Consider the following 18,761-nt stretch of genomic DNA (forward strand, 5'->3'; position numbering starts at 1 on the left):
GATGAGGGCGCCCGCGCCGCACACCCAGACGAAACCTGGACCTCGCCTCGGCTCGACGCGGATCCACCGAACACGCCCTAGGATCTCGCCTTATGGACGGACTACTCGGCCCCGCGGAGATCCGCGAGCTGGCGGCGGGCCTCGGCGTGTCGCCGACCAAGAAACTCGGGCAGAACTTCGTCCACGACCCCAACACGGTCCGCCGCATCGTCGCGGCCGCCGGCCTGGGCCCGGACGACGTGGCGCTGGAGGTCGGCCCCGGGCTCGGCTCGCTCACACTGGGCCTGCTCGGCGTCGCGCGTCACGTGCACGCCGTGGAGATCGACCCGGTCCTCGCCGCGCGACTGCCGCAGACCGCCGCGGAGCGCCTGCCGGGCCGGGCGGACCGGCTCACCGTGCACCTGCAGGACGCGCTCAAGGTCACCACGCTGCCCGACCCGGCGCCGACCGCGCTGGTCGCGAACCTGCCGTACAACGTGGCGGTCCCGGTCGTGCTGCACCTGCTGGCCACGCTGCCGAGCCTGCGCAGCGGCCTGGTGATGGTGCAGAAGGAGGTCGCGGACCGGTTGGTCGCCGGCCCCGGCTCCAAGATCTACGGCGTGCCCTCGGTGAAGCTCGCCTGGTACGGCACGGCCAGGGCCGCCGGCAAGGTCCCGCCGAACGTGTTCTGGCCGGTCCCGAACGTGGACTCCGGCCTCGTCGCGTTCACCCGGCGGGAGCAGCCGCGCGGAGGCGTACCCCGGGAGAAGGTCTTCGCGGTGGTGGACGCCGCGTTCGCGCAGCGCCGCAAGACGCTCCGCGCCGCGCTGGCCGGCTGGGCCGGCGGACCGGACCGGGCCGAGAAGGCGCTGGCCGCCGCGGGCGTGGATCCGCGGGCCCGGGGCGAGCAGCTGGACGTGGAGAGCTTCATCGCGATCGCGGCCGCGGCGGGTTCCTAACCCCGGAAGCCGGTGGCGGTAGAGTTGCGCCCAGCCGAGCGGACGACGAGGAGGTGGACGGCGATGATCAATACGGCGGGCATGAGCGCCGTCCCGGGCCGGGGCGCCGATCGGTGACGGAGGCCTGGAGACCGGAGGACGACCGTCCCCGGATGGCGATGCCGGGCCCGGTGCGGGTCCGCGTCCCCTCGAAGATCAACCTGCACCTCGGCGTGGGGCCGCTGCGCGAGGACGGGTTCCATGAGCTGAACACGGTCTACCAGGCGATCTCGCTCTACGACGAGCTGACCGCGCGGCGCGGCGACACGCTGAGCCTCACCATGGAGGGCGAGGGCACCGGCTCGCTCGCGCTGGACGGCACCAACCTGATCATCCGCGCGGTGCAGGCGCTGGCCGACTACGCCCGCGTCCCCGCCCACGCGCGACTGCACCTGAAGAAGCAGATCCCGCTCGCGGCCGGCCTGGCCGGTGGCAGCGCGGACGCGGCCGCGGCGCTGGTCGCCTGCGACGCGCTCTGGGGCATCGGCCTCTCCCGTGACCAACTGGCCGAGGTCGCGGCCACGCTCGGCTCGGACGTGCCGTTCCTGATCTACGGCGGCACCGCGCTCGGCACCGGCCACGGCGAGACGATCAGCCCGGTCCTGGTCCGGCCGAACTCGTGGCACTGGGTGGTCGCGGTCGCGGACGGCGGCCTCGCCACGCCGGACGTGTTCCGGGAGCTGGACCGGCTGCGCGCCGGGCTGGACGGCCCCGAGCCGATCGGCAGCGCGGACGCGCTGCTGGCCGCGCTCCGGCAGCGGGACCCGGCCGTGCTCGCGGCGGCACTCGGCAACGACCTCCAGGCCGCCTCGGTCTCGCTCCGCCCGGCCCTGGCCGACCTGCTCAAGGCCGGCCTCGCCGCCGGCGCCTGCGCCAGCCTGGTCTCCGGCTCCGGCCCGACCTGCCTGTTCCTCGCCCGCGACGCCGCACACGCGGAATCGCTCACCGCGGAGATCGAGGCGTCCGGCCTCTGCCGCGCCGCCGGCCCCGCGTACGGACCGGTTCCCGGCGCCCGCATTCTGTAAAAAATCATCTGGGGAGTTATGGCGAACCTGGTCAATCTCGACCGTGTCTCCAAGGGCTACGGCGCCGTGGGCGCGCTGCTCACCAACGTCTCGCTCGGGCTGGAGGACACCGACCGCATCGGCGTCGTCGGTCTGAACGGCGCGGGCAAGAGCACGCTGCTGCGCATGCTGACCAAGCAGGAGGAGCCGGACGAGGGCCGCGTGACACACCGCCGCGACCTGCGCGTGGCCACGCTCCCGCAGACGTTCCAGCTGTCCGCCGAGGCCTCGGTCCGGGACGTGGTGCTCGGCACCGCCTGGCTCGACGAGGGCTTCGGCGCGGAGCACGAGTGGGCCGGCGACGCCGGCGTGCGCGCGGTCCTGGACGGGCTCGGCATGCCGCACCTCGGCCTGGACCAGCCGGTCGGCCCGATGTCCGGTGGCGAGCGCCGCCGGGTCGCGCTGGCCGCGCTGCTGATCCGCACGTCCGACCTGCTGATCCTGGACGAGCCCACCAACCACCTGGACGTGGCCGGCGTCAACTGGCTCGCCGCCCACCTGCTCAAGCGCCGCGGCGCGCTGATCGTGGTCACCCACGACCGCTGGTTCCTGGACGAGGTCTGCACCGCCACCTGGGAGGTCGCGGACCAGACCGTGCGCGCCTACGAGGGCGGGTACGCCGCGTGGACGCTGGCCCGTGCCGAGCGTGAGCGCGTCGCGGCCGCCACCGAGGCCCGCCGGCAGAACCTGCTGCGCAAGGAGATCGCCTGGCTGCGGCGCGGGCCGCCCGCGCGTACCTCCAAGCCGCAGTTCCGCATCGACGCGGCGAACGCGCTGATCGCGGACGTGCCGCCGGCCCGCGACTCGGTGTCGCTGACCCGGCTGGCCACGTCCCGCCTCGGCAAGCAGGTCTACGACCTGGAGAACGTGACGCTGCACGCCGGCCCCAAGACGATCCTGGACGACGTCACCTGGCGGATCGGCCCCGGCGACCGGATCGCGCTGCTCGGCGCGAACGGCGCGGGCAAGACCACGCTGCTGCGCCTGCTGGCCGGCATCACGTCGCCGACGTCCGGCACGTTCCGCCGGGGCCAGACCGTGAAGGCCGCGTTCCTCTCCCAGGAACTGCACGAGCTGCCCGGCCACCTGCGCCTGCTGGAAGCGGTCGAGGAGGTGGCCCGGCGCGTCCAGCTAGGGGACCGGGAGCTCTCCGCGTCCCAGCTGGCCGAGGTCTTCGGGTTCACCGACCGGCGGCTCTGGACCCCGGTCTCCGACCTCTCCGGCGGCGAGCGACGGCGGCTCCAGCTGCTGCGCCTGCTGGCCGGCGAGCCGAACCTGCTGCTCCTCGACGAGCCGACCAACGACCTGGACACGGACACGCTGGCCTCGCTGGAGGACCTGCTGGACACCTGGCCGGGCACGCTGATCGTGGCCAGCCACGACCGGTACCTGGTGGAGCGCGTCACGGACACCGCGTACGGCCTGCTCGGCGACGGCGCGATCACCCACCTGGTGGGCGGCATCGACGAATATCTGCAGCGCATCGGCTCGGTCCAGACCGCCACGATCTCGTCGACGACGTCCACGAAGACCGCGGCCGCGCCGTCCTCCACGCTCTCCGCCGCCGACGCGCGTGCCGGGAAGAAGGAGCTGGGCAAGCTGGAGCGTACGGTCGCCCGGCTGGAGCAGAAGTCGGCGCAGCTGCACGAGCAACTCGCCGCGAACGCCACCGACTACGCCAAGATCTCCGAGCTGGACGCGCAGCTCAAGGCGGTTCAGGCGGAGATGGCCGAGGCCGAGGAGGCCTGGCTGGAACTCGCCGACAAACTCGGCGACGCGTGAGCTGGACCGCGTCCCGCCGGGGCTCCTGCCGCCCCGGCGGCCACGTGCGTCACAATCTCGGTTCGGATGATCGCGGCGTGCGACCGGCGTGCGCCCCCCTTGGAGGCTGAGGACCATGGCGTCGCACATGCCCGTCAACCACCCGCTGCGGCCGATCTACCGCATCGTCGGTGGCCTGAGCGGGCTCTACATGATCGTGTTCGGTGTGCTGGGCGCGATCACGACCGGCGGCGAGCCGCCGCTGGGAATCGGCGTCGGTGAGGTGCTCGGCCAGGGCACCAACCTGGCGAACTCGCTGTTCGCGATCGTGATCGGCGCGCTGGTCGTGCTCGGCACCGTGATCGGGCGGAACGCGGACACGCTCGCGTTCACGTACCTCGGCTGGGCGCTGCTGGTCGTCGGCATGTTCTTCCTGGCCGTGGTCCGCACGGACGCGAACGTGCTCAACCACACGGTCAACACCACGATCGTGTGGTTCGTGGTCGGCACGCTGCTGATCACCGCCGGCCTCTACGCGCGCAGCGCCCCGGCCGGCCGGGCCGTCGCGACCTCGCACTGACGCTTCCGCTTCACCGACCGCCCAAGGTGCCCCGGGTACCTTGGGCGGTTTTGTGCATATACGCAGGTGTAGTGGGGAACTATGGAGCCGAGGTGTCACCGCGCGCCGCGCGGGAAACACCGCATCCATGACGGACAAGCGCGCGAGGAGCGTGGGCGAAGTGGCTCACATGCCGATCAACCACCCGCTACGGCCGTTCTACCGGGCCGTCTCCGGCCTGTGCGGCGTCTTTATCCTGGCCTTCGGCATCATGGGCGCGATCGCCTCCAGCGGTGAGTCGTTCTTCTCCCGGGAGAGCATCTGGGCGCTCTGGCTCAAGACCAACATGGCGTTCTCGCTGCTCTCGATCCTGCTCGGCGCGATCCTGGTGGCCGGCTACATCGTCGGCGGCGAGCTCAGCCACCGGATCAACTACTACGGCAGCTGGCCGCTGCTGGCCGGTGGACTGGCCGGGATCGCGGTCATGCGCACCGACGCCAACATCTTCAACTGGTCCATGGTCAACGTCATCGTCTCGATGGTCATCGGCACGCTCATCCTCACCGCCGGCCTCTACGACAAGCCCGGCTCCCCCGAGACCGAGGACGCCTTCCGCCACAATCGCGTGGTCCCCGCAAAACCCTGACGAACCGGGTCGCGATCGCCGCGGGTCCGCTTCCGTCGGTTCACTCTTCGTGCGCGCTCTCTCGGGGCGGGGCAGCCTGTCTTGTGGCTTTCGTGCCGTAGGCCGGTGGTGGACTCCGGTCGTGATCATGGCGGTAGGTACGTTCTCCACGCTTCGAGTGCGTCGAAGCGTGGAGAACGTACCTACGACCGTTGATCAAGGCCCGTCGCGTTCCGCGCGCGGGCGCCATGAGATGAAATATCCGGTATCGGACGCCCGGGTGTTCTGTGCGGCAGGGCCTCGGGTGCTCTGCGCGGCGGGCGCCGGGTGCTCTGCGTGGCGGGGGCGCGGGGTGCTCTGCGCGGCGAGGGCGCGGACGGGCTTCAGTGCGGCAGCGTGCTCATCGCGAATGAGGCAACGGGTCGCTGCTCCTGCGGGCACACCTCGTGCCGGTCTCTCCGGCGCTCCGCTCGTCGCTCGGAGCCGGTGCCCATGGACAAGATCAACCCCCGCTTCCCGCGCCCTTTGCTCTGCTTACCTAGATGCCGCGGTGTGAAATCACCCGATTCGCCGACCGGCCGTTTCGCCCGATTTGTTTAGGTAAGCAGAGCAAAGCCTGGCGGAAAGGGCCTGGCCGGCGGCGTGTGGCGGATCTTGGTGTGCGGATCTTGACGTGGTGCGACTTCCGGCGGTGCGGAGGGTGCTGCACCGGCCGGTCGCCTCACGTCGATCGTGGGCCGCGGGATGGCGGCGCCTCCGCGGACGTGAGGCCGGCGGAGGCGCGTGGGGTTGCGGGACCAACGACGGGACCGGCTCCGACCGGCGATCGGAAGCGGAGCGCCAGCGGAGTCTTCCGAACGCCGGGAGGTTTGCCCGCGGGAGCGAACGGGCTGGACCACGCCGGAAGCGGGAAGATCGGGCTCTGGGGTCGTTTCGGGGTGGTTCGCGGGCAGGAGTGGATTATTTGCCGGGGCGGGTGATGAGGGTGGGTTTGGCGTCGAGGTTGGAGAGGCCGTTCCAGGAGAGGTTGACGAGGTGGGCGGCGACCGTCTCCTTGCGGGGCTTGCGGACCTCCAGCCACCAGCGGCCGACCAGCGCGACCATGCCGACCAGCGCCTGGGAGTAGAGCTCGGCGAGCTTGGGGTCGTAGCCGCGGGACTTGAACTCGGCGCCGAGGATGTGCTCGACCTGGTGGGCGACGTCGTTCATGACGCTGGAGAAGCTGCCCGCGGCGGAGAGCAGCGGGGACTCGCGGGTGAGGACGCGGAAGCCGTTCGTCTCCTCCTCGATGTAGTCGAGGAGCGCGAGCGCGGCCTGCTCGAGCAGTTCGCGCGGGTGGCCGGCGGTGAGCGCGGTGGTGATCCGATCGAGCAGCGCGCGGACCTCGCGGTCGACGACGACGGCGTAGAGGCCCTCCTTGCCGCCGAAGTGCTCGTAGACGACGGGCTTGGAGACCTTGGCGCGGGCGGCGACCTCCTCGATGGAGGTGGCGTCGAAGCCGCGCTCGGCGAAGAGCTGGCGGCCGATCATGATGAGCTGCTCGCGGCGCTGAGCGGCGGACATCCGCACGCGGGCGCTCTTCGGGGGCGTGGGCGGACGCGCATGGTCACGTGCGTGATTGCTCTGCGTGTCGTCGGCCATCCTGCCATCCTGCCAGGAGCGGCCGGATCTGATCGGTCCGAGGCGACCGGCGTCACGGCGGGAAAGGCGTTCGGCGTGCGCCGGTAATGTCGATTCCGTACCGGTGGCGTGAGGCGCTAGGCTGACGGGGCATCGCGATCGGCCGTGGTGTAATTGGCAACACTTCGGGTTTTGGTCCCGACATTCTAGGTTCGAGTCCTAGCGGCCGAGCTGTGCACGAACGAGGTCGTCGTCCGATTGGCGACTGGGGGAAGTCCGGCCCGCCCGCGCCTTCTGGCCTAGCATGGGGCCGCACCCCGCTACCGCCTGAATCGGAGCAACCTCGTGAGCCAGGCCCGGTCCCGCACCGTCATCGTTCTCGCCGCCGGCGAGGGCAAGCGGATGAAATCCAGCCTTCCCAAGGTGCTGCACCCGCTGCTCGGGCGCACGCTCGTCGGCCACGTGCTGGCCGCCGCCACGTCCGCCGGAGCGGACCGCACGCTGGTGGTCGTGGGCCACGGCGGGAGCGCGGTGCCGGATCATCTGGCCGAGATCGCGCCGGCCGCGCTGACCGTCCGCCAGGAGCAGCAGAACGGCACCGGTCACGCGGTGCGCATCGCGCTGGAGTCGCTGGAGGCGGAGCTGACCGGCACCGTGGTGGTGCTCAACGGCGACGTGCCGCTGCTGCGCGCGGAGACCGTGTCCGCGCTGATCGAGGCGCACGAGAGCGCCGGTGCGGCCGCGACCGTGCTGGCCGCCTCCGTGGCGGACCCGACCGGCCTGGGCCGGATCGTGCGGGCCGCGGACGGCGGGCTGGAGCGGATCGTCGAGGAGCGGGACGCGTCGGCGGCCGAGCGGCTGATCGCGGAGGTGAACGCCGGGATCTACGCGTTCGACGCCGCGACGCTGCGCACCACGCTCGGCAAGCTCTCCACCGACAACGACCAGGGCGAGGAGTACCTGACCGACGTGTTCGGGCTGCTCGCGGCCGCCGGCGAGCCGGTCGGCGTGCACGTGGCGGCGAACGCGGAGGAGACGCTCGGCTGCAACGACCGGGTGGAGCTGGCCGGGCTGCGCGCCCGCCTGCGCGACCGGGTCAACACCGCGCTGATGCGCGCCGGCGTCGCGATCCTGGACCCGGCGACCACGTGGATCGACGTGACGGCCAGCGTCGCGCCGGACGCGGTCATCGACCAGAACACCCAGATCCGGGGTACGTCGTCGGTGGCCGCCGGCGCCACGGTCGGGCCGGACGTGACGCTGATCGACACGAGCGTGGGCGAGGGCGCGACCGTGCTGCGCGCGCACGCGGTGGAGTCGGTGATCGGCGCACGGGCCAGCGTCGGGCCGTACGCGTACCTGCGCCCGAAGTCCACGCTCCACGAGAAGTCGAAGGTCGGCACGTTCGTCGAGACGAAGAACTCGGAGATCGGCGCCGGGAGCAAGGTGCCCCACCTGTCGTACGTCGGGGACGCGACCATCGGCGAGCAGAGCAACATCGGCGCGGCCACGGTCTTCGTCAACTACGACGGCGTGAAGAAGCACCGCTCGACGGTCGGCTCGCACGCCCGCACCGGGTCGGACAACACGTTCGTCGCGCCGGTCACGGTGGGGGACGGGGCGTACACCGCGGCCGGCTCCACGATCACCGAGGACGTCCCGCCGGGCGCGCTGGGCGTCTCCCGGGCACGTCAGCGCAATGTTGAAGGCTGGGTGGAGCGCCGGCGGGCGGGCACCGCGGCAGCCGAAGCCGCAGGCAGGGCGCGCGCAAGCCAGGGTGAGGCTTCTAACGAGGTTGCGGACCCCGATGGATCGGGTAGCTGACGGGGAGATACTGCATCTGCTGGCGACGATGATGTCCGCTGGTGACCACACACCCTCGATCGGGGAGCGTTACGCCGATGGGCAGCATCGTCGCGGAGAACCGTAAGAGCCTGATGCTCTTTAGCGGCCGGGGGTTCCCGGAGCTCGCGCAGGAGATCGGTAAGACTCTGGGGATCGCACCGACGCCGTCGGACTCGTACGAGTTCGCGAACGGCGAGATCTTCGTCAGGTTCAATGAGTCGGTCCGGGGCTCGGACGCGTTCGTCGTCCAGTCGATCACCGAGGGCGTGAACCGCTGGGTCATGGAGACCCTGATCATGGTGGACGCGCTGAAGCGGGGGTCAGCCAAGCGGATCACCGTGGTCCTGCCGTTCTACCCGTACGCGCGGCAGGACAAGAAGCACCGCGGACGGGAGCCGATCTCGGCCCGGCTGGTGGCGGACCTGCTGAAGACCGCGGGCGCCAGCCGGATCCTCACCGTGGACCTGCACACCGCGCAGATCCAGGGCTTCTTCGACGGCCCGGTGGACCACCTGTTCGCCATGGACATCCTCGCGTCCTACGTCGAGCAGAAGTACGAGGGCCGCCCGATGACCGTGGTCGCGCCGGACTCCGGCCGGGTGCGCGTCGCGGAGCGCTGGACGGACCGGCTGGGCGGCTGCCCGCTGGCGTTCATCCACAAGACCCGCGACCCGCTGAAGCCGAACCAGGTGGTGGCGAACCGCGTGGTCGGCGACGTCGAGGGCCGGGTCTGCCTGATCGTCGACGACATGATCGACACGGGCGGCACGATCGCGAAGGCCGCGGAGATCCTGCACGAGCAGGGCGCGGCGGACATCGTGGTGGCGGCGACGCACGCGCTGCTGTCCGACCCGGCCACGGAGCGCCTCAAGAACGGTCCGATCAGCGAGATCGTCATCACGAACACGCTGCCGCTGCCGACCGAGAAGACGCTCGACAAGATCACCGTGCTGTCGATCGCGCCGCTGCTGGCGCGCGCGATCCGCGAGGTCTTCGACGACGGCTCGGTGACCACGCTGTTCGGTGGTCTTTCTTAGGTTTCGCCCCGTTTTTCCTGCTGAAAACCCTCCGCCGTTTGTGGCTGATGGTGTCAACTGGTGAGCGGAAGCTCCGGTAGGACCGTCGCCGGTCGGGTAGCCCCGACCGGCGACGGAGTCCTGTGGCGCTCGGCGGCTGTGACCAGCCGGAGGGTGCGGAGGAGCGGGGGTCACGTCGGGGTGGCGAAACGCCGTGGGTAGACTGGTCAGGTTGCCACGGCGAGGGTGCCCTGCGGGCCGCTGCTGACGAAGCACTGGCCGCATGGAGGCATCGTGATCGACGCGGTGTTCCGGGCTCGTTCGAGAGCCTAGGGCCCCGCGCCCAGCGCGCCCCTCTCGCCCGGCACCGCAGCCACTTCATCCGGTCCAGATCGGGTGAGCATCGCACACGAGCCCGACGAAAGCATCAGGAGTTACTTCCGTGTCCGAGGTAAAGATCAGCGCCGAGCTTCGCACCGAGTTCGGCAAGGGCGGCGCCCGCCGTACCCGCCGCGCCGGCAAGGTCCCCGCCGTGCTGTACGGGCACGGCGAGAAGCCGCAGCACATCGCGCTCCCCGCCCGTGAGTTCGCCGCCGCCATCCGCCATGGTGGCGCCAACCAGGTCTTCGCGATCGACATCACCGATGGCAGCCCGATCCTGGCGCTGGCCAAGGCCATCCAGCGTGACCCGATCAAGGACACGTTCGAGCACATCGACCTGATCATCGTCAAGCGTGGCGAGAAGGTCACGGTCGACATCCGGATCGTGCTCACCGGCGAGGCCGCCAAGAACACGCTGATCCAGCACGAGAACGACACCCTGTCGGTCTCCGCCGAGGCGCTGCACCTGCCGGAGACCCTGGAGGTCTCCATCGACGGCCTCGAGGCCGGCACGCAGATCACCGCCGCCGACGTGAAGCTGCCGAAGGGCACCGAGCTGATCGCGGACCCGTCGCTGGTCCTCGCGATCATCAACGCGGCGCCGACCGCCGAGGACCTGGAGGGTGACTCCGGCGAGACCGCCGAGTCGTCCGAGGCCGCGGCCGAGTAATTCACCACCGCTTCCGGCCCGCACCACGGGCCGATGGAGTAGCTGCTCTGCTTTCGTCGTGAGGCGCCCGTCCCGGTGTGGGGCGGGCGCCTTCATCGCATCCGTCCTGTGTCCTGAAGGGGAGCCATGGCCGACGAGGTCTCGATCGATGACGCGCCCTGGCTGATCGTCGGCCTCGGCAATCCCGGTAAGGAGTACGCGGGGAACCGGCACAACGTCGGTTTCATGATCGCGGACCTGCTGGCGAAGCGGGCGGGCGGAAAGTTCGGCCGGCACAAGCGCGCGGTGGCGGACGTGGCCGAGGGCCGTCTCGGGATCGGTGGCCCGCGGCTGGTGCTGGCGAAGCCGCTGACCTACATGAACCTCTCCGGTGCGCCCACGGCCGCGCTGGCGCAGTTCTACAAGATCCCGGTCGAGCACGTGATCGCGGTGCACGACGAGTTGGACATCCCGTTCGGCGAGCTGAAGGCGAAGCGCGGCGGCGGCGAGGGCGGTCACAACGGCCTGCGCTCGATCTCGAAGTCGCTGGCCACCAAGGAGTACGCGCGGGTGCGCTTCGGCGTGGGCCGCCCGCCCGGCCGGCAGGACCCGGCGGACTATGTGCTGTCCGACTTCGCCGGCGCGGAGCGCAAGGAGCTCGAGTTCCTGGTGGACCGCGCCGCGGACTTCACCGAGATGATCGTCGAGAAGGGCCTGGAGCCCGCGCAGAACTACTACCACGGCAGCTGATTCCACCATTTATCCGGATATGTCCACCCGCGCGTAGCCGTGTCGGTGGCCGTCCGAACTCCGTTGGTCTCCCTGTGGGCGGGTCGGTACAGCCGGTCCGTCATCGCAGGCTGCGGGGGTGAGGCACGGTGGAGCAAGGGCGGGTGCGCGACGCGGACGCCACCTGGCCGGTGCTCTACCGGGTGACCCCGGACGGCATCCTGGTCGAGGAGGTCCATCCCCCGGAACCTCCGGGCCTACCGCCGGCCGCGCCGCCCCGGCAGCCCGCGCATGCCCCGCTGGACTGGGACGATCCCGCGTCCACGGTGTCGATGCAGCGCATCCAGGAGGAGTTCGACCGCACGGTGGCGCCGGTCAGCCCGGTGACCCCACCGGCACGCCCGCTGCGGCGCACCCCGGGCCGGCACGCGGCCGCCTCGCGCCGCTACGGCTGGGAGGGCCGCTACGTCCGGCACCTGCTGGCGGCGGACCTCACGGTCGGTGTGCTGGCCGGCGGCCTCGCGTTCGCGCTGCGCTTCGGCCAGGTCGTCACGGCCCGGAACTGGGTCTACGCGCTGCTCTCCGGTCTGCTGCCGGTCGCGCTGATCGCGGTGCTGGCGCTCGGCCGCTGCTACGAGCGCCGGTTCCTCTACGTCGGCATCGACGAGTACCAGCGGGTGATCCGGGCCGGGCTCGGGCTGACCGCGGCGGCCGCGATCGTCTCGTACGCGCTGGAGCTGCCGCTGGCCCGCTCCTACGTGCTGATGGCGCTGCCGGTCGCCACCGCCGCCACCGTGTCGGTCCGCTTCCTGCTGCGCAAACGGCTGCACGTGGCGCGCACGAGGGGCCAGTGCCTGCGCCGGGTGATCCTGGTCGGCCACGAGCTCGCCGTGATCCACATGAGCCGTCAGCTGCGCCGCGAGCGCTATCACGGGTACGAGGTGGTCGGCGCCTGCCTGCCGCCACGGCACGACGGCGCGGTGGGCCTGCCGGTCTACGGCACGTTCGACGACGTGGCCGAGGCCGTGGACGCGGCCGCGGCGGACACCGTGATCGTGCTGAGCTGCCCGGAGCTGGACGGGCAGGCGCTGCGCCGGCTCGCGTGGCGGCTGGAGCGCAACGAGGCCGACCTGATCGTGGCCAGCGCGCTGATCGACGTGGCCGGCTCCCGGACGACGGTCCGCCCGGTGGACGGCCTGCCGATGCTGCACGTCGACCACCCGCGGCTGGACGGCGCGACCCGGGTGGTGAAGGAGATCGTCGACCGGGCCGGTGCGGCCGTGCTGCTCCTGCTGGGCGCGCCGGTGCTGCTCGGGCTGGCCGCCGCCGTGCGGTGGAGCTCACCCGGGCCGGTACTCTTCCGGCAGGTACGTGTCGGGCGGGACGGGCGCGAGTTCGTCATGCACAAGTTCCGGAGCATGTACCCGGACGCGGAGGCCCGGCTCGCCGAGCTCCGCCACCTCAACGAGCACGACGGTGTGCTCTTCAAGATCCGTGACGATCCCCGGGTCACGCCGGTCGGCCGCTGGCTGCGCAGGCTCTCCCTGGACGAGCTCCCGCAGTTGCTGAACGTGCTGCGCGGGGAGATGTCGCTGGTGGGGCCGAGGCCGCCGTTACCGGCCGAGGTCGCCGCGTACCCCGACGACGCCCGTCGCCGTCTGGTGGTCAAACCCGGGATGACCGGGCTGTGGCAGGTCTCCGGGCGCTCCGACCTCACCTGGGACGAGGCGGTGCGGCTGGACCTCAGCTACGTGGAGAATTGGTCGCTGTCACTGGATCTGACGATCCTGCTGCGTACGGTGGCCGTGGTGGCCCGCTCCTCAGGCGCCTACTGAGGGCATCTGCCGAGGGCGCCTGCCGAGGGCGCCGCGGCTCCGGGAGCAAGGCGAATGGTGGGACGAAGCATGGGTGAGAGTCAGAACGTGGCCGAGCGCGCGCCGCTGGCCGGGCAACGCCGCGAGCCGCACGCGGAGGGCGCGCAGGCGAGCCCGCCGGTGATCGACGGTGCGTTCGCCCGGTGGCTGGCCGGCCGCGCCGGTCAGTTGCTGATGGAGGTACGCGCGGAGGTCGGCCACGACGACCCGGCCGCGCTCAAGGCCGCGGGCGACAAGCGCGCGCACGACTTCCTGACGTCCGAGCTGGCCCGCTGGCGCCCGGCGGACGCGGTGCTGTCCGAGGAGGAGGACGGCGCGCGCGGCGAGCTGACCGGCGGCGGTAACCGGCTGGACGCGAAACGCGTGTGGATCATCGACCCGCTGGACGGCACCCGGGAGTTCTCCGAGGCGGGCCGCGCGGACTGGGCCGTGCACGTGGCGCTGTGGAGCGCGGACTGCGCGCACCCGAACCGGCTGGCCGCGGGCGCGGTGGCGCTCCCGGCCCAGCACCGGGTGATCGCGACGGACCACCCGCCGGCGTACCCGCCGATGCCGGTGACGTCCGCGACCGGTGGACGGCTGCGGCTGGCGGCGAGCCGGTCCCGCCCGCCGGCGTTCCTGACCGCGCTGGCCGAGGAGATCGGCGCGGAGCTGGTGCCGATGGGCTCGGCCGGCGCGAAGATCGCCGCGGTGATAGGAGGGGAGGTCGACGCGTACGTGCACGCGGGCGGTCAGTACGAGTGGGACTCGGCCGCGCCGGTGGCTGTGGCGACGGCCACGGGCCTGCACGCTAGCCGCGTCGATGGATCTGCGCTGGAATATAACGGCGCGAATCCCCGTCTTCCCGACCTGGTGGTCTGCCGTAAGGATCTCGCCCCTCGGTTGCTTTCTGCACTGAGCGGTCACCTGCAGGTACCGTGATGCTCTGGATTGAGCACTTGACCAACCGGAAAGGTCGGGAATTCGCATGAGGGGAATGGCATGAGTCAGGCACCGACATATCGGGTGTCGCACCTCGATGCCCTCGAGGCGGAGAGCATCTTCGTGATGCGCGAGGTGGTCGCCGAGTTCGAGCGACCGGCGCTGCTCTTCTCCGGGGGCAAGGACTCGATCGTGATGCTGCGCCTCGCGGAGAAGGCGTTCGCGCCCGCGCGCATCCCGTTCCCGGTCATGCACGTGGACACCGGCCACAACTTCCCGGAGGTGCTGGCGTACCGGGACCGCCGCGTCGCCCAGCTCGGGCTGAACCTGGTGGTCGCGTCCGTGCAGGAGGCGATCGACTCGGGCACGGTCCGCGAGCCGGCCGACGGCACGCGCAACCGGATCCAGACGCCGGTGCTGCTGGCCGCGCAGGAGAAGTACCGGTTCGACGCGCTGTTCGGCGGCGCCCGCCGGGACGAGGAGAAGGCGCGCGCGAAGGAGCGGGTCTTCTCGTTCCGCGACGACTTCGGCCAGTGGGACCCGAAGAACCAGCGCCCGGAGCTGTGGTCGCTCTACAACGGCCGGCACGCGCCGGGCGAGTCGATCCGGGTCTTCCCGCTCTCCAACTGGACCGAGCTGGACATCTGGCGCTACATCGCGCGCGAGCGGATCGACCTGCCGTCGATCTACTACGCGCACGACCGGGACGTGGTGGTCCGCGACGGCATGCTCTACGCCGTGAACGAGTACCTGCACGCCCGCGACGGCGAGGAGATCGTCACCCGCCGGGTGCGGTACCGGACCGTCGGCGACGCGTCGCTGACCGCGGCCGTCGAGTCGGACGCGGACACGGTCGAGAAGGTCATCGACGAGGTCGCGGCCACCCGGCTGACCGAGCGCGGCGCGACGCGCGGCGACGACCGGGTCAGCGAGGCCGCCATGGAAGACCGCAAGCGGGAAGGCTACTTCTAGAGATGACTGCTCCGGCGTTAGCGGCGGACGAGGCCCGTACCGTGGATCTGCTCCGTTTCGCCACCGCGGGCTCGGTGGACGACGGCAAGTCCACGTTGATCGGCCGCCTGCTCTACGACACCAAGTCGCTCTTCACCGACCAGCTGGAGGCCGTCGAGGCGGTCTCCGCCGCGCGCGGTGACGAGTACACGAACCTCGCGCTGCTCACCGACGGCCTGCGGGCCGAACGGGAGCAGGGCATCACGATCGACGTCGCGTACCGGTACTTCTCCACGCCGCGGCGGAAGTTCATCATCGCGGACACCCCCGGGCACATCCAGTACACGCGCAACATGGTCACCGGCGCCTCCACGGCGGACCTCGCGCTGATCCTGGTGGACGCGCGGAAGGGCCTGGTCGAGCAGTCCCGGCGGCACGCGTTCCTGTGCTCGCTGCTGCGCGTGCCGCACCTGGTCCTGTGCGTCAACAAGATGGACCTGGTCGACTGGGACCAGGCGGTCTACGACCGGATCGCGGACGAGTTCACCTCGTTCGCGGCGAAGCTGGACGCGCCGGACCTCTCCGTCATCCCGATCTCCGCGCTGCACGGCGACAACATCGTCACCCGGTCCGAGAAGACGCCGTGGTACGACGGCCCGTCGCTGCTGCACCACCTGGAGCGCGTGCACATCGCGTCCGACCGCAACCTGGTCGACGTGCGCTTCCCGGTGCAGTACGTGATCCGCCCGCAGTCCACCACCGTCACCGACTACCGGGGTTACGCCGGCCAGGTCGCGTCCGGCGTGCTCAAGCCGGGCGACGACGTGATGGTGCTGCCGTCCGGCATGACGTCGAAGATCGCGTCGATCGACACTGCGGACGGCCCGGTCGCGCAGGCGTTCCCGCCGATGTCCGTCACGGTGCGGCTGGAGGACGAGATCGACATCTCGCGCGGCGACATGATCTGCCGCCCGCACAACCAGCCGAGCGCGGCCCAGGACATCGAGGCCATGATCTGCTGGATGGACGAGTCGCGGCCGCTGACCGTGGGCGGGAAGTACGCGATAAAGCACACCACCCGGACCGCGCGGGCCGTGGTGCGCGGGCTGCAGTACCAGATCGACGTGAACACGCTGCACCGCAACGAGGCCGCGACCGAGCTCAAGCTCAACGAGATCGGCCGGGTGCGGCTGCGGACCACGGTGCCGCTGCTCGCGGACGAGTACCGGCGCAACCGCACCACCGGCGGGTTCATCCTGATCGACGAGACCACGAACCGCACGGTCGCGGCCGGGATCATCCGCGAGGCGAGCTGAGGTTTCCACGACGAGGGGGCCGCCCGGACCGGGCGGCCCCTTTCCCGTACCCACGATGTTTGAATGTGTTGACCTTTGAGCGATTATGGTGGAACTATGGTCGCAGGCTCGGCCTGCACGGTGCGGGCATAACCTCACATCACCGCATTCCGCCCGACCTAGGAGGCCACGGACGTGAAATTGCTCGTCACCGGCGGCGCCGGATACATCGGCAGCGTCGTCAGCCGGCTGCTGCTCGACGCCGGGCACGAGGTGACCGTCCTCGACAGCCTGATCACCGGGCACGCCGAGTCGGTCGCCCGGGACGCCACGTTCGTCCAGGCGGACATCAAGGACGCGGCCCGGGTGCTCACGCCCGGGTCCGGGTTCGACGGCGTGCTGCACTTCGCCGGGCTGATCGCGGCCGGCGAGTCGATGGCCAAGCCGGAGCTGTACTGGCAGCACAACGTGGTCGGGTCGCTGGCGCTGCTCGACGCGGTCCGTGCGGCCGGCGTGCCCCGCTTCGTGTTCTCGTCCACGGCCGCCTGCTACGGCAACCCGACCGAGATCCCGATCACCGAGACCGCGGTGACGCTGCCGACCAGCACCTACGGCGCGACCAAGCTCGCGTTCGACATGGCGCTGACCTCGGAGGCGTTCGCGCACAAGCTCGGTGTCACGTCGCTGCGCTACTTCAACGTGGCCGGCGCCTACATCCGCGACGACCTCGCGATCGGCGAGAAGCACGACCCGGAGACCCACCTCATCCCGATCGCGCTGCAGGTCGCGGCCGGCCGGCGGGAGAAGCTCACGCTCTTCGGCGACGACTACCCGACGCCGGACGGCACCTGCGTGCGCGACTACATCCACGTCGAGGACCTGGCCCGTGCGCACCTGCTGGCGCTGGAGACGTCCGCGCCCGGCGAGCACCGGTTCTACAACCTCGGCAACGGCCAGGGCTTCTCCAACCGCGAGGTGGCGGCGGCGGTCCGCGAGGTCACCGGCGCGGAGCTGCCGGTCGACGTCGCCCCGCGCCGCGACGGCGACCCGGCCACGCTGGTCGCGTCGTCCGCGAAGGCGCGCGCCGAGCTGGGCTGGGTCCCGGCCAAGCCCACGCTGCAGGCGATGATCGGCGACGCATGGACCTTCTACCGGGAGCACGTGGCTCGATGAGCAATTTTGCGAACATCTTCGGGGGTACGGCCGAGGGCACCTGGGTCGCGCCCGGCCGGGTCAACCTGATCGGCGAGCACACGGACTACAACGACGGGTTCGTGCTGCCGTTCGCGATCCCGCAGCGCACCGAGGTGGCGGCCGCGCGCGGCGAGCCCGGCGTCTGGCAGGCCTGGTCCGCGCTGAACGGCGAGACCATCCGCTTCACCACGGACGACCTCACGCCCGGCGGTGTCTCCGGGTGGGGCGCCTACGTCGCCTCCGTGGTGTGGGCGTTGCGCGAGCGGGGTCACGACGTGCCCGGCGCCCGCCTGGCCATCACCTCCGACGTGCCGCTCGGTGCCGGCCTGTCCTCGTCCGCGTCGCTGGAGTCCGCCGTGCTCGGCGCGCTCGTCGACCTGGGCGGCCTGGACGTGCCGGTCGAGGAGCGGCCCGCGATCGCCCAGCTCGGCGAGAACGGCTACGTCGGCATGCCCAGCGGCATCCTGGACCAGTCCGCGTCGATCCGCTGCCGGGAGGGCCACGCGCTGTTCCTGGACTGCCGGTCGCTCGAGGTCGAGCACATCCCGTTCGACCTGGCCTCCGCGGGCCTCGCCATCCTGGTGATCAACAGCAACGCGCCGCACCAGCTGGTCGACGGGGAGTACGCGGCCCGCCGGACCAGCTGCGAGGCGGCCGCGGCCGCGCTCGGCGTGCCCGCGCTGCGCGACGTGACGCTGGACGCGCTGGACGCGGCGCTGGCCCGGCTGGACGACGACGTGCTGCGCCGCCGGGCCCGGCACATCGTGACCGAGAACGACCGGGTCCTGCGCACGGTGGAGCTGCTCCGCGCCGGCGACGTGCGCGGCATCGGCCCGCTGATGACCGCGTCGCACGCGTCCATGCGCGACGACTTCGAGATCACGGTGGAGCAGGTGGACCTGGCGGTCTCGGCCGCGCTCGAGGCCGGGGCGTACGGCGCCCGGATGACCGGTGGCGGCTTCGGCGGGTGCGTGCTGGCGCTGGTCGAGACGTCCGCGGCGGACGAGGTCCGGACCGCGGTGGAGAAGGCCTACGCGGCCCGCTCCTTCACGCCCCCGACCACGTTCGTCGCCACGGCCGCGCCGGGCGCGCACCGGCTCTGATCGATCCACTCGGCTGACCGGCCCCGGGCAGGTGCCCGGGGCCGCTTTGCTCTGCTTACCTCACCGCGGCAGCCCCGTGACCTGCGGCGGACCGCGCGCCGGCGCCGGTGCGGGCGGCCCCGACCCGCCCGGCGCAAGGCCGGCGCAAAGCCGGCAAAGCAGGCACGTCGTGGCAAGGTAAGCAGAGCAAAGCGGGC

At 71.4% G+C, this 18,761-nt stretch carries 16 protein-coding genes and 1 tRNA gene; 16 read left to right on the plus strand and 1 reads right to left on the minus strand.

The genetic code is table 11. The features are described from left to right. Positions 1-92 precede the first annotated feature (92 nt). From rsmA to OP04_RS32470, 5 genes are all read left to right on the plus strand, one after another. On the plus strand, positions 93-938 hold the full coding sequence (gene rsmA, locus OP04_RS32450) for a 16S rRNA (adenine(1518)-N(6)/adenine(1519)-N(6))-dimethyltransferase RsmA (RefSeq protein ID WP_033343704.1): 846 nt from the start codon (positions 93-95) through the stop codon (positions 936-938). 113 nt (positions 939-1,051) lie between these two features. Next, on the plus strand, positions 1,052-2,002 hold the full coding sequence (locus OP04_RS32455) for a 4-(cytidine 5'-diphospho)-2-C-methyl-D-erythritol kinase (RefSeq protein WP_033343705.1): 951 nt from the start codon (positions 1,052-1,054) through the stop codon (positions 2,000-2,002). 18 nt (positions 2,003-2,020) lie between these two features. Further along, positions 2,021-3,823: an ABC-F family ATP-binding cassette domain-containing protein gene (locus OP04_RS32460; RefSeq protein WP_033343706.1), complete on the plus strand. Its 1,803-nt coding sequence runs from the start codon at positions 2,021-2,023 to the stop codon at positions 3,821-3,823. A gap of 115 nt (positions 3,824-3,938) precedes the next feature. Next, entirely contained in the window at positions 3,939-4,382 is a 444-nt protein-coding gene (locus tag OP04_RS32465) for a hypothetical protein (protein WP_033343707.1), read from the plus strand. 169 nt (positions 4,383-4,551) lie between these two features. Then, positions 4,552-5,007 carry a DUF4383 domain-containing protein gene (locus tag OP04_RS32470; protein ID WP_051799437.1) on the plus strand — a complete coding sequence of 152 codons (456 nt, stop codon included), beginning with the start codon at positions 4,552-4,554 and terminating at the stop codon, positions 5,005-5,007. 939 nt (positions 5,008-5,946) lie between these two features. On the opposite strand, the gene OP04_RS32475 is transcribed toward OP04_RS32470, so the two are convergent. Then, positions 5,947-6,627 (minus strand): TetR/AcrR family transcriptional regulator, encoded by a 681-nt coding sequence (locus OP04_RS32475; protein WP_033343709.1) that lies wholly within the window; start codon positions 6,625-6,627, stop codon positions 5,947-5,949. A 138-nt stretch (positions 6,628-6,765) separates the two neighbouring features. On the opposite strand from OP04_RS32475, the gene OP04_RS32480 reads away from it, so the two are divergent. From OP04_RS32480 to galK, 11 genes are all read left to right on the plus strand, one after another. Further along, a tRNA-Gln gene (locus OP04_RS32480) sits at positions 6,766-6,837 on the plus strand. Positions 6,838-6,951: 114 nt separating this feature from the next. Further along, positions 6,952-8,430 carry a bifunctional UDP-N-acetylglucosamine diphosphorylase/glucosamine-1-phosphate N-acetyltransferase GlmU gene (glmU, locus tag OP04_RS32485; protein ID WP_033343710.1) on the plus strand — a complete coding sequence of 493 codons (1,479 nt, stop codon included), beginning with the start codon at positions 6,952-6,954 and terminating at the stop codon, positions 8,428-8,430. Positions 8,431-8,507: 77 nt separating this feature from the next. Then, on the plus strand, positions 8,508-9,488 hold the full coding sequence (locus OP04_RS32490; RefSeq protein WP_033343711.1) for a ribose-phosphate diphosphokinase: 981 nt from the start codon (positions 8,508-8,510) through the stop codon (positions 9,486-9,488). Between the two features lie 421 nt (positions 9,489-9,909). Next, positions 9,910-10,518, plus strand: a complete 609-nt coding sequence (locus tag OP04_RS32495) for a 50S ribosomal protein L25/general stress protein Ctc (protein ID WP_033343712.1) — start codon at positions 9,910-9,912, stop codon at positions 10,516-10,518. Positions 10,519-10,644: 126 nt separating this feature from the next. Next, complete coding sequence (pth, locus tag OP04_RS32500; RefSeq protein WP_033343713.1) at positions 10,645-11,247, plus strand: aminoacyl-tRNA hydrolase; 603 nt, start codon at positions 10,645-10,647, stop codon at positions 11,245-11,247. A 128-nt stretch (positions 11,248-11,375) separates the two neighbouring features. Next, positions 11,376-13,061: a sugar transferase gene (locus OP04_RS32505; protein WP_408606800.1), complete on the plus strand. Its 1,686-nt coding sequence runs from the start codon at positions 11,376-11,378 to the stop codon at positions 13,059-13,061. Positions 13,062-13,220: 159 nt separating this feature from the next. Next, positions 13,221-14,021: a 3'(2'),5'-bisphosphate nucleotidase CysQ gene (locus tag OP04_RS32510; protein WP_033343799.1), complete on the plus strand. Its 801-nt coding sequence runs from the start codon at positions 13,221-13,223 to the stop codon at positions 14,019-14,021. 60 nt (positions 14,022-14,081) lie between these two features. Then, positions 14,082-14,993 carry a sulfate adenylyltransferase subunit CysD gene (cysD, locus tag OP04_RS32515; RefSeq protein WP_033343714.1) on the plus strand — a complete coding sequence of 304 codons (912 nt, stop codon included), beginning with the start codon at positions 14,082-14,084 and terminating at the stop codon, positions 14,991-14,993. 2 nt (positions 14,994-14,995) lie between these two features. Then, a complete protein-coding gene (gene cysN / locus OP04_RS32520) occupies positions 14,996-16,288 on the plus strand; it encodes a sulfate adenylyltransferase subunit CysN (RefSeq protein ID WP_033343715.1) in 1,293 nt (430 codons plus the stop codon). Between the two features lie 174 nt (positions 16,289-16,462). Beyond that, positions 16,463-17,440 (plus strand): UDP-glucose 4-epimerase GalE, encoded by a 978-nt coding sequence (galE, locus tag OP04_RS32525; RefSeq protein WP_033343716.1) that lies wholly within the window; start codon positions 16,463-16,465, stop codon positions 17,438-17,440. Next, on the plus strand, positions 17,437-18,564 hold the full coding sequence (gene galK, locus OP04_RS32530) for a galactokinase (RefSeq protein WP_051799438.1): 1,128 nt from the start codon (positions 17,437-17,439) through the stop codon (positions 18,562-18,564). Before galE ends, galK begins: the two co-directional genes overlap by 4 nt. The last annotated feature ends 197 nt before the right edge of the window (positions 18,565-18,761 follow it).

Origin of the sequence: Catenuloplanes japonicus (assembly GCF_000717135.1) — a bacterium.
Classification (GTDB): Bacteria; Actinomycetota; Actinomycetes; order Mycobacteriales; family Micromonosporaceae; genus Catenuloplanes; species Catenuloplanes japonicus.